Below are 13,530 nucleotides of genomic sequence, written 5' to 3'. Positions count from 1 at the left end.
TTAGCTCATCCATTTCCAGGGAGCATGAAATGACAACGGAACACGGGAACCAACCTCCAAAACGAATCTTCAAGCTGGTGATCTATCCGGCCGTGGATGCTCACCGCCTCGCCGCCATCGTGGAAGTTGCGGGCGACGGCGGCACCGTGGTGAACGCGCCCGACGAGGACGCCGCGGCGTCGGCGATCGCCGACGCCGACTCCTTCTTCGGCAAGATGACGCCCAAGCTGCTGGCGGCAGCCACCCGCTTGCGCTGGATTCAGGCACCCAGCGCCAGCATGGAGCACTATCTCTTTCCCGCCCTGGTGGAACATCCCTCGATCCTGACCAACATGCGGGGGATCTTCTCCGACGTCATTACCGAACACGTCTTCGGCTTCATCCTCTGCTTCGCCCGGAATTTCCACCATTACGTCCGAACCCAGGCCAAGGCCACTTGGGAGGTCATGGGAGACCCCAGTTGGAAGGCTCCCAATTTCGCGCGCAGCCTGCGGGACGTCGCTCCCGCGGACCTGGCCCACATCCAGCTCTCCGACTCCACGTTGGGGATGGTCGGGCTGGGAAGCATCGGCGCGGAGGTGGCCCAAAGAGGACTGGCCTTCGGGATGCGGGTGCTGGCGGTCGACCCCAAACGGGAGGAATGCCCCCCGGGCGTCGAGTCGCTCTGGAAACCGGACCGGCTGCACGATCTGCTGGCGGAAAGCGATTTCGTAGTGATCGCCGCGCCGCACACGCCGGAAACGGTCAAGATGTTCCGGCGGCTCCAGTTCCGGCAGATGAAGCGGACGGCGTTTCTGATCAACATCGGACGGGGAGTCATCGTGGACCTGAACGATCTGGTCGCGGCGTTGGAGGCGGGAGAGATCGCCGGAGCCGGCCTCGACGTGTTCGAAACCGAGCCTCTTCCCTCGGAGCATCCTCTCTGGCGGATGGAGAACGTCATCATGACGCCGCATTGCGCCGCCCGGTCCCCCAGGATTCCGGATCGCTTCGCTCAGGTGGTGGTGGACAACGTCCGGCGCTACGCCGCCGGCCAGCCGGTCAAGAATGTGGTGGACAAGACCGCATGGTATTGAGGGAGCGGCGACAGGAAACTCGCCCCTCCTACAGGGAGACCACCTTGCCGGTGGCCGCCGACTCGTAGCCGGCCATGAGCACTTTCAGGACCTCGGCAGCCTCCGCGATGCTCATGTCGCTCTCACGATTCTGCTCGATGCAGTCGATGAAATAGGACTCGTCCGACTGCGCCGCTGGAGGGACCGTACGCCAGTTGAACTTGTGGACTCCGCCGGCCTCCCGCGTGCTGCTTCTCCAGAATCCCATGGGATCTTCGGGATGCGGCGGTCCGGGCCGCCAAGCGGGAGCGTCGCAGGCGACTTCGAACCGGGGGCGTGAACCGTCGACGAATCGGCAACCCCGGGTCCCGGCCAGAAAGATCCCCGAAATTCCCCCGGCCAGGTGACTCAGCCAGCCGATTCTCCCGCCGCTCAGGGTCCCCACCAATCCGTCTTCGAACTCCATGGTCAGGGCCGCGAAGTCTTCCACGTCGTTCTTCTGGTGCTCCCGGAAGAAATAGTTGGCAGTCCGGGCATAGACCCGTTTCACCGCACGGCCTGAGAGCCAACGCATGATCCCGATGGAATAGACCCCCATGGTGAAGAGTTCCCGCTTCGAGTCGATATAAGTGAACCTTCGGGGCGGGAAATGCTCCTGGCGGGGACGGTTCAGGTCGGCGGTCCCGGTGTGGCCCTTGGAGAACAACAGGTCGCTGTGCATGCTCACGAGTTGCCCCAGGGCCCCGCTGTCGGTGAGCCGCCGAGCCCTTCGGGCCCACGGGGAACGGAACAGGCTGTACATCTGGCTCCGAACTCCGGCCTTTCGGATCTCGGAAACCAGGGAGGCCGCCTCCCGGTTGGAGACGGTCAAAGGCTTGTCCACGTAGACGTGCTTGCCCGCTCGGGCGCATTGAGCAGCCACGCGGGCGCGCCGTTCGAACTCCACGCAGACGCTGACGACGTGGACGTCACTGCGCTTGAGCGCATCGGACAGGTCGGGGATGAACGGAATTCCGAAGCGCCGGGCCAACCTTCGATTCAAACGATCCCGCCGTTCCGGAACTCCCGGCTCGTCGGTGACCGCCACCACTCGGCACCGCGGATCTCTGCCGAAAGCCGCACCGTAATTCTCCTGGTGGGTCAAGTCTCCGGCCACCAGGAGTACCCCGTAGGTTTTGCCCATGGATCGTTCCGTTATCCGAGCCGCACCGGCGACCGCTTGCGCAGCGACTCCTCCACCGCCGCGACCAACTCACTCCGAACCCCGTCCGCGCTCCAGAGACCGTCCTCGGTCTCGCCGGCGAGACCGGCTTCCGCAAGGTCATGCCGCAACGTCCCGTGGTTCCCCACCAGCAGCAGGTCCGCTCCCGGATCACCCTCCCGCCTGAGGATCGATATGACCTGGCCGGTGCGTCCACCTTCCAGATGAAGTTGCAACGACAGATTCCCGGACTCTACGCTCCCGGCGGCGAAGACCTCCGTGATCGGCGGCCCGAGCAGTTCCCGGACCACTTGCATGCACGCCACCGAACTGGGGACCAGGTGTCCATGATCGGAAGACGCCACGATCACCAGGCGCACATAGACGGGAGTTCCCAGCCGGCCCTCTTCCAACTCCTTCTTGATGGCTGAGGTCAAGCGGGTCAGGTAGGTCATGATTTCGGCGCCGGTTGTTGCCTGTTTCCGGCGTTCCCCGGAGCGTTCATAGCATGATTCAGTACGGGTCAGAAATCCAGCAGATAGGTGAACTTGGCCAGGATCGTCCGGTCCAGGGTCCGCTGCGTCCGATAGGGGCCGGGCACCATCGGCCCTTCATGCGGGTCGATGCCCGTGGGGTCGAAGTGGCTGTTGTAGACGATAAAAAACCCGGTGCTGCCGGTGCGGAGAAGAGCAAACCGGATGTTGGCCCCGATCTCCCGCTCGGTGCTGTTGTACTGGATCAGCGACTGGATATAGCTCTTGGGAGTGAAGGAGTAGTTCAACTGGACCATGGCCAGATCCGTATTGAAGCGTCCTTCCGGGAGTTCCACCCCATTGCGCACATAGCGGGCGGCCAGCAAGAACTCGGCGCCGACGCGGAACCCTGCCCGCAGGCTCAGGGTCTTGATGTGACCCGAGTAGAATTCCCCCCAGGAATAGTTGGCGACGCCGAATAGATCGGCGCTCTCGTCCGATTCCACAGTCAACAGAAAATTGTCGAAATGGTACCTTCCCTTCGGCAAGACGACGTCCTCGAAGATCTCGAAGGGTTCGAAGAGCTGTTCGAAGTTCTGGTTGTACGCGAGACCCACCGACCCGCCGTTCTGGAAGAAGACCCGCATGTCGTTGTGACGCCAACCCGACTCGGGGGAACCGTCGAAGCGATAGTGCCCGCGCCAGGAATGATGCGGCCAGAAGCGGCGGAAGAATGGATGATTCTTGGGCCGGGGATTGAAGTAGATCCCATAGGAGGGCTTCCGGTAGCCTGACCGGGGCACGAATCCCACTTCCGGATTGAAATCCTCTCCCACTTCCAGGTAACCCACGTCCCAGCTGAAGAAATCGGTGGCGTAGCGCACTTCGGAACTGGCGGCGTGATCGCGTCCGTCGAGGCCCGGAGTCTCGGTGCGGGCCGCGTAGTTGAAGAAGGTCCACCGTTCTCCGATTCCGATATTGGCGTCCATGCCGTAGGTCCGGTTGAACTGGTTCGGCCGCGCCGCGGTACCGGTGGCCACCTTGTTGATGAAGATGGCGCCGAACGCGCTGCGGGAACCCACCTCCCGGGCCACGCGCAGGACGGTGAAGTTGTGAGCCGGCGTCACCTCCTCCACGTCGTTGGTCTGCATGTTGAGGACACCCAGGTTGAAACGATCCAGCTTACCGGTAAGACGGGCGCCGCCCAGGATGGGGACCTCCACGCCAGTGGGATCGATGCCGATGCGGCGGCTGAAGAAGAGTTCCGCCTGCCGCGGACTTCCGACCTGGAAATAGCCGGCGTTCTCCAGGAAGAAGGGTCTCTTTTCCGGGAAGAACAGGTCGAAGCGGGTGAGATTGACCTGCTCTTCGTCCACCTCCACCTGGGAGAAGTCGGTGTTCAGGGTCGCGTCCAAGGTCAACGTCGGCGTGAGCGTGGTCTTCAGGTCCAAGCCGGCGTCCAGAATCCCGTCCTTCAATGGATCGGATCCCCGGTAATCGTGGAGAAACCCGCCCTTGACGTAGGGAATGACCTGGCGGCTCGGACGAAAATCCAGGTCCAGACCGGTCAAATCGCCCGCCATTGAAACACGGTGGATCTCGAATCCGCGGGTGACCGGGGCCCAGTAGGACTGCTCGTTCTTGCGGCGCAGGTTGCGTTTGAAGTTGACCCCCCAGGTGCGATCCGCGCCCGGTTCGTAGCGCAGGCTCCGGAGCGGAATCGCGAACTCGGCTTCCCAGCCTCGCGGAGTGATTTTGGCCTGGACCGTCCAGACCGCATCCCAATTCAGGTTGAAAGCGGACGCCTGGCCCCCTTGCGCTCCACCGAAACCGCTGCCGCCCACGGAGCCGGCGCGGCCCGGTCCTCCTCCGGCGCGGCTCTGGCCGCCGTGGATGATCTGGGCGTCGAACTCGATACCTCCGGGAGTCGTGGCAAAGAGGAATCCGCTCTGGTCGTCGTCGTACGTGTCCAGGAGAACCTCGAACGAATCGGTCTCGTTCAGGACCCCGTCGCGCCGGGCCTGGGTGGAAACGATCTCCTCCGGCCGGGAATCGAAGCAGATGACGCCGATGAAGAGAGTGTTGCGGTCGAATCCGATCCGCACCTCCACCCGTTCGGTCGCCGGGGCCCCTGTTTCCGGAAGCTGTTGTTTGAATCCGGTCGCCGGCTCCATGGACATCCAGGAGTCATCCACCACGCCGTCCAGCACCGGCGGCGCCGACACTCGATAGGCCCTCATGCTTGGGTTGCCGGGGGTGGCTTCCAAGAGGTGTTGGCCTCCCGGCAGGAGCGCCAGCAGAGCGAACAACGGAATAACAGTCGCCGTCGCCAGGAACTGCGACGGATTTTTCAGGCTAGCGCGCATTTCTCACCGGGTGGAATTTCCGAAACTCCTGTGGGTCGATCCATTCAAGAGGTCAGTTGGTTTCCGATTGTCCCCTTCGGATCTCGCCCGGCCAGCGTCCGATTCCCCCGGCCAGATTGTAGAGGTTGACATATCCCTGAACACCCAGTTGGGCGCAGGCCTGCGCCGAGCGGCCTCCGGCGGCGCAGTGGACGATGACGCGGTCGGCCTCCTGCGGGATCTCGGAAGCACGGGCGCTGACTTCCCCCAGCGGGATGAGCTTGGCGCCGGGGATTCGGACCGCGGCGTGCTCATGGGGCTCCCGGACGTCGATGATCAAGGTCTCCGGATGCCGGCGAAGCATATCCAAAGCTCCTTCGCCGTCGATTTCATCGAAAAGGCCGCCTGAGAGAACTGCATCCGTCACATGGTTCCCCTGGGCCACGCGCCGGAGCAGTTGTCCCTGATTCTCGAGTTGCTCCTTCTGCCGGGACCCCGAACTGGCGACGTCTTCTTCCAGGGACTTGAGCGTCCGCTCCAGCTTTCCGGCCCGGCTCTTCGCCGCGGAAGCCGACCTGAGGGCCAGCAGGGCCGACGCCAGAGCCAAAAACGAAACCACGGCCAAAATCGTCTGAGTCTCCATGTTCAACACCTCATTCCCTGGCGAGAATCTGATCGAAAAAGATGCGGCTGCCGGGGATCCCTTTCGCCCTGAGGACCTCCGTCACCATCTTCACCATGATCGGCGGCCCGGCGAGATAGGCCTCGGCTTCGGACGGGGCCTCCACGTGCTTGTCGACGGAGAGCTGAATATAACCCGTCTCTCCATTCCAGTCGTCCCCTTCGCGGGGGGAGGACAGGGCCGGCGTATAGGTGAAGTTCTCTTTTTCCGCCGCCCACTTGGAGAACCGGCCGTGCAGGAGGAGGTCCCTCCGGCTGCGGACACCGAAGAAGAAGTGGATTGTCCGCGTCCGGTCCATTCCCTGTTCGAACCAATATTCCAACAAACCGACGAAAGGCGCGGCGCCGCTGCCCCCGGCCACCACCAGGATGGGCCGGTCGCTGTCCTGGCCCAGGTAGAGAGTCCCGGTGGGATCGCTGAGGTGGAGGACGTCGCCGGGCTGGAGCCGGGTATGGACGTAGGTGGACGCGACGCCGGGCGGCACGTCCTTGCCGGGCGGCGCCCGGAAGTGCTTGATGATGAAGTCGAACTCCGGAAGCCGGCTGGGCGGGGAGGCGAAAGAATAGGGTCGAAAGACCGACCCATGCGCCGTCTCGTATCGGGAGTTCCATTCCTGAACGAATTCTTCCGGGACCTCGAGGAAGACGAATTGTCCCGGCTTGAAGGAGAACCCGCCGGGACGGAGCAACGTCAGCCGCACTCTCTTCACGTCGTGGGTCAGGTCCTCGATGGCCAGCACCCGGGCTCGATGCGGAAAGTCGAGCGCCAGAATCTGGGCGCCCACTCCCAGGCACAGCAGCCAACCGAGACGTATCATCCACCCCATTGGAGCCTCCCGGGGACTCATTGAGCCAGTCTTCTCCTGAGGAAATCAAGGGCGCGCGTGATGAGCCGCTCACGTCCCGACCTGCCGGTGCGGAATCCGACCGACTCGACGGCGAACCCGTGGGCCCTGGACCCGGCGCAGAGGGTAACGCGGTCGGCGTCCCCCTCTTCCAGTTGGGAAACCAGAAGGACCCATCGATCCCGCTGATCACTTGCGACCTTGCGAGCCAGATCGAGGATCGCCTCATTCCCCTCCGGAACCTGTCCCGAAGCCTCCGACCCCTCAGACGCCAGCAATCCTTTTATTCCGGCATTCGTGGCAGCCACATAGCTGCCGAACAGAACCGACGGCGCGGAGGGAGTCCCGGTCAACCGGGATGAGAGGCCGCCTCCCGTCGCCACCTCGGCCACGGCCAACGTCGCCTTGCGATCGGCCAGAAGCCGCAGGATCGTTTCTTCGAGCGTCGATCCGCCAACGGAATAGACATGTTGTCCGAGCTGCTCCAGCATCCGATCCCGCAAACCCAGCAGGCTTTTTCGAATGCCGGGCAAGCCGGAGTGGCCGTAGAAGGTGAGGTCGACCCGTCCCGCTTCGAAGGTGGAGGCGACCCTGACCCCGGACGGCAGGTTGACGTGCTTGTCGATGACACTCTGGATGCTCGATTCTCCGATCCCCACAAAGCGTAGCGTGACCGATTCGACCGCCGCCTGGATCCCGAATCGGCGGGCCAGAAACGGAATCAGTTGCTCCCTGACCATGGGCCGGAGTTCCCGGGGCGGACCGGGCAGCGCCACCACAACTCGTTGTCCGTCGTCGAAGACCAAGCCGACGGCGCTTCCGACCCGATTCTTCAGATAGGCGCCGCGGGACGGAACCTGCGCCTGCCGCCGGAGACTCGGGCGGAATACCCGGTCTCCGTAGCGGCGCCGATACTCTTGGATCACCTGGGACGATTCCTGAAGCGGGATGCCCGTGTATTCGGCCAGGGTCTGACGGGTGATGTCGTCGCCGGTGGGACCGAGCCCCCCGGTGACGATGACGATCCGGCTGCGCCGGGAGGCATATTCGAGGGCTCGCAGCATCTCCTTTTCGTCGTCGGTGACGGTGACCGATCCGACACATCGGCCTCCGAGAGGCAGGAGCGTCCGCGCCAAAAACTGAGTGTGCGCGTCGGCGTAAGCGCCTTCGAGAAGTTCTCTGCCGGTAACGACGACAACGAATTCGGTCTCCGAATCGGAAGCTCGCGGAACCTGCGCGCAGATTTCGGCTGAAAGAAAAATGGCGATAAGCCCGAAAATCAACATCCGCCAGCTTACAGGAAACTGCATCCCACGCTCCCGATCGGCTCCCGGTCCAGTCTACTACGGCGACGCCTCCCAATCCGATGGGCCGGTTGCCGTATCCCGCACGCGCTGGTATCTTTTTGCCGAGCGGGCGCCCCGCTCACCCAGGAACAGCGAAAGGAGATCTCATGCCATTCGAATTGCCGTCCCTTCCCTATGCCACCGACGCCTTGGAGCCCCACATCGACTCCGCCACCATGGGGATCCACCACGGCAAACACCACGCCGCGTACATTGGGAACCTGAACAATGCCCTCTCCTCGCATCCGGAGCTGGCCGGACTGAGCCTGGACGAACTGCTGGCCGACAACTGCGCCGCGGTTCCCGGGAGCATTCGGACCGCCGTGAGGAACAACGCCGGCGGCCACGCCAATCACTCCCTGTTCTGGACGCTCATGGGACCCGGTGGCGGAGGAGAACCCGGCGGCGCCCTGGGCGACGCCATCAATTCGACGTTCGGCAGTTTCGCCCAGTTTCAGCAGGCCGTCGCCGCCGCGGGCATAGGACGGTTCGGATCGGGGTGGGCCTGGCTGGTGAAGAACGCGTCGGGAACGCTGGAGGTCCTCTCCACCGCCAATCAGGACTCTCCCGTCATGGCCGGACAGGTTCCTCTCCTGGGCGTGGACGTGTGGGAGCACGCCTACTATCTCCGCTATCAGAACCGGAGGCCCGACTACATCAAGGCCTGGTGGAACGTCGTGAACTGGGATGCCGTGGCGGAGCGGTTCGGTTCCTGAGATCTCGATCAGCGTTTGACTAGTCCCGCGCTCCGAAGCTTCCCTTTCTGAAAACGGCGAGGCGTTTGGAGCCGCCTCTCTTCAGGCTTCCCAGGAGCAGCCACAGGATCAGGTACAGATAGCGGGGAAGAAACAGCACGGCCTTGACCAGGATCGGCGCCCGATAGCGGAGACCCCTTCTCGAGAGGCGCCGATACGGATCGATCTTGGCAAAAGATCCGGCCCGCAAGAGGCCGGCCAGGCCACGCAGGTTCCGCTTGACGTAGTGGCAATCTCCGTGCTCGTTGAACACCAGGCGAGCGCGTGCGGGTAGCAGCAAAAACAGCCTCTTGTGGGCCCGGAATATGGGCCGGCCCGAAAGGATCGCCACCACCACGTCTACCCTCATCCGGGCCAGCCTCAAAACGATTCGCAGTTTTTTCAGCTTCTGCCCGAATCCGTAGGCGACCACCTCGCTCACTTCCGGCCGCGACTCGAAGAGATCTTTCTTCGCCTCCGAGCAAAACACCAGAATCCGGCCGGGACCGATGATCTTTCGGTCCTGAAGCCTTTCCAGGACCTCCAGGGCGATCGAATCGCTTTCAGTGGGCAGATACAGAATCGTCGCCTCAGCGTCGGGGAATACTTCCCGGTAACGGCTCCGGCGGCGGATCGCGGCGATATTGCCGAGACGCAGCGGGTAGGGCCGAGTCCGCGCATCGAAGATGAGCCGGCGCCGGCCCGGAACCAGAAAGAAAAGGAGCTTCTGCAGCCGGAAGACAGGACGGCCGCCGAAGACCGCGCAGACCAGATCGGCACGGAAACCGGACATCCGCCGCCACAAGCCGGAGAACCGATCGCCCCGCCACCGGGAATAGGGCAGAAACTCCACGTCCGGGAGATCTTCAAAAGACCCCAGGTCCTCCTGCCGGCACACCAGAAGTACCTTGCAGCCGGGATGCAGGTCCGATTTCCTCAATTTTTCCACAGCGGCGCGCACAAGCTCCGGTTGCTCCGTCTGGAGCATGAGGCAACGGGAGACGTGCCGGGAGGCGGCGGAACGCGCTCCTGTTCGCTGAGGACGCAGGCTCGGGGACAGATCAACCATGGTTCAGACCAGAGGACAGCGCTTCAAAGCCTCGAGGAAATTCTCCACGTCTTCAGTCGTGTTGTAGAGATGAGTCGACACGCGAATCCGCTGGGAATCTCCCCAGATCAGGATGCCCCGTTCATCAAACCAATTCATCACGGCCTTGGCCCGGGGGGCGACGAAGCAGGCATTGCCGGCGCGTTCCCGGCGCCGGGACGGCGTCATGATTTCCAAGCCGAGTTCGTCGAGGCCGCGCAACACCCTTTCGCTCAGATCCAGCACATAGCTTTCGATCTCGGGAACACCCACGCGGGAGAGATAGCCCAGGGCGTTCTCCAGGATGTAGACCGAAATCCAGGATGGATTCCCGGGCTCGAATCGGGCGGCGTCGGGCCGCGGCTCGTAACGGGTCGGATGGCGCCAACCGGTGAGATCGGCCGGGGTGTGCCAACCCAGGAACGGTGGCTGCAGGTCGGGCAGGCGACTTCGATTCCAGTAGAAGATGGAAACGCCGTGGGTGCCCAACAGCCACTTGTAGCAACTGCTCATGACGAAGTCGGCGAGCCCCGCTTCCACCGGGACCGCCCCGGCCGCGTGAGTCGCATCGACGCTGAGTAGCGCCCCTTTGGAGCGGACCGCTCGGGAGAGTTCACGAAGCAACTGCCGCTGTCCGGTCAGGAAGCTCACCAAGCTGATCGCCACCACACGGGTCCTGGAGTCGATACGCGAATCCAGATCGGCGACGGACACCCGCCAATTGCGATGCCGCACCAGGCGAAGTTCCACTCCCAGCCGCTCCAGGCGGGTCCAGGGAAGAACGTCGGAAGGGAATTCCACATCGGCGACCACCACATTGTCGCCCGGCTCCCAATCCAGAGCGTGAGCCAACAGGTTGACCCCTTCCGAAGTAGAGGAGAGAAAGGCGATCTCCTCCGGGGAGACGTTGAAAAGCCGTCCCGCCCTCTCCTTGCACTTCAGATAGGTCTCTTCGAACTGCTGCCGGCCATCTTCTCCCCGGGCCTTGCTGCGGAAGAAACGCGCCACGGCGTCCTGATGGCTCTTCAAAACCGGAGTCTCACCCCCGGCGCAAAGATGGACCTGATCATCAAGACCGATGAAGTCGTTCTTGGGCACCAACATCTCGTTCGCTCCTTCCGGCCGGCAAGGCGAGAACCCTGGACAATGGAGGCGGTCCGCATCGCCGGCCACTCATCAAATTATAATGTCCCGGTGCAGGGGCCGGGATACCCGGCATTTGGAGGAAGAAATATCCATGTTCATGACCCATTTGGAGTGCGCACGCTGCGGGGACGTCCACGATTGCGACAAAAGGGCCCACCTTTGCGGATGCGGCGGTCCACTTCTGGTTCGCTACGACCTGAACCGCGTTCGGGAGACGGTGCAACCGTCGGAATTCGCAGGACGTGAGCCGAGCCTCTGGCGGTATCGGGAGCTGCTTCCCTTGCGCGACCCCGATTCGCCGGCTTCTCTGGGAGAGACGATGACGCCGCTTCTGAGATTGCACCGGGCCGGCGCCCGGGCCGGGCTTCCCAGGCTCTACATGAAGGACGAAGGCCTGTTGCCGACCGGGACCTTCAAGGCCCGGGGAGCCGCCGTCGGCGCCTCTCGCGCCCGGGAACTTGGAGTCGAAGCCCTGGCCATGCCCACCAACGGCAACGCCGGGGCCGCCTGGGCCGCCTACAGCGCCGCCGCCGGCATCGAGTGCATCATCGTCATGCCCACGGACGCTCCGCTGATCCATCGCAAGGAGTGCGCCGTGACGGGTTCAACCTTCTACCTGGTGGACGGCCTGATCAGCGACGCGGGCAAGCAGGTGGCCGGCGGGGTGAAGCGGCACGGCTGGTATGACGCCTCGACCCTGAAGGAGCCCTACAGGATCGAGGGCAAGAAGACCATGGGACTGGAGTTGGCCGAGCAATTCCAGTGGCAGCTCCCCGATGTGATCGTCTACCCCACCGGAGGAGGAGTGGGGCTCATCGGCATCCACAAAGTCTTCCGGGAGCTACGGGAGCTGGGATGGCTGGATCAGCCATTTCCTCGAATGGTGGCCGTTCAGTCCACCGGATGCGCCCCCATCGTCCGCGCCTGGGAGGCGGGCCGCCGGGAATCGGAGTTCTGGACCGGCGCCCGGACCGTCGCCTTCGGGATCACGGTCCCCAAGGCCTTGGGAGACTTCCTGGTCCTGGACGCCCTTTACGACACCAACGGCTGCGCCGTCGAAACCTCGGACGAGGAGATCCTGCAGGCCCAACGGCTGTTGGCCAAGAGCGAGGGAACCTTCATCTGTCCGGAGGGAGCGGCCACTCTGGCCGCGGCGCGGAAACTGAGTCAATCGGGTTGGATCCGATCCGGCGAGAGGGTGCTTCTGCTGAACACCGGATCGGGACTCAAGTACCCGGAGTCCGTGTCCACTTCGCCTCCCGTCCTCTCGGCCGGCGACTCACTGCCGTTTTGAATCGGTCTGTTCCGGCGGAGGAGGCGGGGTTTCGGAGCGAAAGCGTTCCAGCGCTTCCTCTTCGGTCTCGTAGATTTCCAAAAGAGGCAGGAGCTGGCTGAGAGAGAGAACGTGCCTGACCCGATCGCCCGCCCGCAGGAGCTTCACCGAGCAGTTGAAACGTTTGGCCAGCCTGATTCCGGCGACCAGTTCGCCGATACCGGAGCTGTCGATCCAGGAGACTCCGGAGAGATTTAACAGGATCTTCTGCCATCCCTCGGCGATCAACTCATCCATGATCTCCCGCAGGATCTGATCCCCGACACCGGCCACCAGGCGGCCTTCCATATCGACGAGGATGACATCCTCCAGGTTTCGGACTTCTACGTGCATTGTCTTTCCGCCAGATTCGAATAGCGAAGGGATGAGCGATCGCGCGTTACTTCCATTCGACACTCTTGGGTGGAGTCTCGTTGCACCGCATGCTCTCCGTCCGGCCCGCGGCCAACACGGCGCAGGCGAGTTCTACAGCCGTTCTTTGAGCTTCTTCCCGAGTCGCCCCGGCCGCCGTTCGGCAGACGGTCTGGCCACGGAATTCGACACAGACCTCGCAACGGAACTTACGGAGACTCAGGCTGGAATACAGGAGGTAGCCCACAAAAAGGGCTACACCAAGCAGGACCAGGAGCTTGGCAGGAGCAGACATGGGAGATGAGCCTTCAGCTACGGCTCATTCGGGCGACTCTGATTCCTGCGTCGCCTGTAAGATAGGGAACGCAACTCACGAATCCGCACGACCCACGCCAGTCCCACTCCGGCAGAGCGTCGGACTGACGTGAGGATGCGAGATTTCGAGCCGTGGAGGGGAAACCCCTCTATTGGGCCACCTTGCTGATCGAGGAGGCGGTCAGCATCATCTTTCCGCCCTCTTTGGCCACGGTGCCCTTGGCCTTGACCTTGGTGCTGCCCTGGCAGACGTTGCCGTGAAACTTCTTGGCCACGTCGTTGGCGACCATGTAGTAGGTGACGGTCTTCCCATCCTTCTTCACCTGGATGGCATTCTGGCAGGAAGCCGTTTCACCCAGGCCGCACTTGGCACAGGTGCCTTCACCCTTGATCGTCTTTTCGTGGCCGGCGCCCATGACAAGACCCGTACCGACGAGCAGGACGAAGACAGAGGCGAATACGAAGATGTGCTTTTTCATGATTCATCCTTTCTGAGCTTTGGCGCCCGGTTGCGCCTTGGTCTCTGAATTGCCTCACGTGACGGCCGATTCAAAAGATCCGGCCACCTCCGACAAAGATTAATCGCTATTGGGAGAAACTTCAACGTATTTATCTCTG

At 62.9% G+C, this 13,530-nt stretch carries 14 protein-coding genes; 3 read left to right on the top strand and 11 right to left on the bottom strand.

The annotated features are described in order from the left end of the window. Positions 1–29 precede the first annotated feature (29 nt). The gene (locus tag OXT71_14210) at positions 30–1,076 is read left to right on the top strand and encodes a D-2-hydroxyacid dehydrogenase (GenBank protein MDE2927546.1); all 1,047 of its coding nucleotides are present in this window, start codon (positions 30–32) and stop codon (positions 1,074–1,076) included. Positions 1,077–1,104: 28 nt separating this feature from the next. Here the strand turns inward: OXT71_14210 and OXT71_14205 are convergent, their stop codons facing one another. The 6 genes from OXT71_14205 to OXT71_14180 all read right to left on the bottom strand — a co-directional run bounded on the left by OXT71_14205 (position 1,105) and on the right by OXT71_14180 (position 7,910). Next, on the bottom strand, positions 1,105–2,238 hold the full coding sequence (locus tag OXT71_14205; GenBank protein ID MDE2927545.1) for a Gfo/Idh/MocA family oxidoreductase: 1,134 nt from the start codon (positions 2,236–2,238) through the stop codon (positions 1,105–1,107). An 11-nt stretch (positions 2,239–2,249) separates the two neighbouring features. Next, positions 2,250–2,711: a hypothetical protein gene (locus OXT71_14200; GenBank protein MDE2927544.1), complete on the bottom strand. Its 462-nt coding sequence runs from the start codon at positions 2,709–2,711 to the stop codon at positions 2,250–2,252. A gap of 68 nt (positions 2,712–2,779) precedes the next feature. Beyond that, entirely contained in the window at positions 2,780–5,095 is a 2,316-nt protein-coding gene (locus OXT71_14195) for a DUF5916 domain-containing protein (GenBank protein ID MDE2927543.1), read from the bottom strand. A gap of 52 nt (positions 5,096–5,147) precedes the next feature. Then, on the bottom strand, positions 5,148–5,717 hold the full coding sequence (locus OXT71_14190; GenBank protein MDE2927542.1) for a rhodanese-like domain-containing protein: 570 nt from the start codon (positions 5,715–5,717) through the stop codon (positions 5,148–5,150). A 10-nt stretch (positions 5,718–5,727) separates the two neighbouring features. Continuing rightward, a complete protein-coding gene (locus OXT71_14185) occupies positions 5,728–6,573 on the bottom strand; it encodes an FAD-binding oxidoreductase (GenBank protein MDE2927541.1) in 846 nt (281 codons plus the stop codon). A 26-nt stretch (positions 6,574–6,599) separates the two neighbouring features. Then, entirely contained in the window at positions 6,600–7,910 is a 1,311-nt protein-coding gene (locus tag OXT71_14180; protein MDE2927540.1) for a molybdopterin-binding protein, read from the bottom strand. Between the two features lie 143 nt (positions 7,911–8,053). Here OXT71_14180 and OXT71_14175 point away from each other — a divergent pair, with 143 nt between their 5' ends. Next, entirely contained in the window at positions 8,054–8,662 is a 609-nt protein-coding gene (locus tag OXT71_14175; GenBank protein MDE2927539.1) for a superoxide dismutase, read from the top strand. Positions 8,663–8,681: 19 nt separating this feature from the next. Here the strand turns inward: OXT71_14175 and OXT71_14170 are convergent, their stop codons facing one another. Together OXT71_14170 and OXT71_14165 are read right to left on the bottom strand one after the other, a co-directional pair. After that, complete coding sequence (locus tag OXT71_14170; protein ID MDE2927538.1) at positions 8,682–9,620, bottom strand: hypothetical protein; 939 nt, start codon at positions 9,618–9,620, stop codon at positions 8,682–8,684. A 132-nt stretch (positions 9,621–9,752) separates the two neighbouring features. Next, positions 9,753–10,871, bottom strand: a complete 1,119-nt coding sequence (locus tag OXT71_14165) for an aminotransferase class V-fold PLP-dependent enzyme (GenBank protein ID MDE2927537.1) — start codon at positions 10,869–10,871, stop codon at positions 9,753–9,755. 133 nt (positions 10,872–11,004) lie between these two features. Here OXT71_14165 and OXT71_14160 point away from each other — a divergent pair, with 133 nt between their 5' ends. Beyond that, a complete protein-coding gene (locus OXT71_14160) occupies positions 11,005–12,207 on the top strand; it encodes a threonine synthase (protein MDE2927536.1) in 1,203 nt (400 codons plus the stop codon). Here OXT71_14160 and OXT71_14155 read toward each other — a convergent pair. The 3 genes from OXT71_14155 to OXT71_14145 form a co-directional block, all read right to left on the bottom strand. Next, positions 12,193–12,579 (bottom strand): STAS domain-containing protein, encoded by a 387-nt coding sequence (locus OXT71_14155; GenBank protein MDE2927535.1) that lies wholly within the window; start codon positions 12,577–12,579, stop codon positions 12,193–12,195. The two genes, OXT71_14160 and OXT71_14155, sit on opposite strands and share 15 nt — an antisense overlap. Positions 12,580–12,625: 46 nt before the next feature. Beyond that, positions 12,626–12,892: a hypothetical protein gene (locus OXT71_14150; protein MDE2927534.1), complete on the bottom strand. Its 267-nt coding sequence runs from the start codon at positions 12,890–12,892 to the stop codon at positions 12,626–12,628. 169 nt (positions 12,893–13,061) lie between these two features. After that, positions 13,062–13,391 (bottom strand): DUF6370 family protein, encoded by a 330-nt coding sequence (locus OXT71_14145; GenBank protein ID MDE2927533.1) that lies wholly within the window; start codon positions 13,389–13,391, stop codon positions 13,062–13,064. Positions 13,392–13,530 lie beyond the last annotated feature (139 nt).

Source organism: Acidobacteriota bacterium, assembly GCA_028874215.1.
Lineage (GTDB): Bacteria > Acidobacteriota > UBA6911 > RPQK01 > JAJDTT01 > JAJDTT01.
Note: the sequence above shows the minus strand (reverse complement) of the source record. Positions and strands in the feature narration are given on the sequence as shown.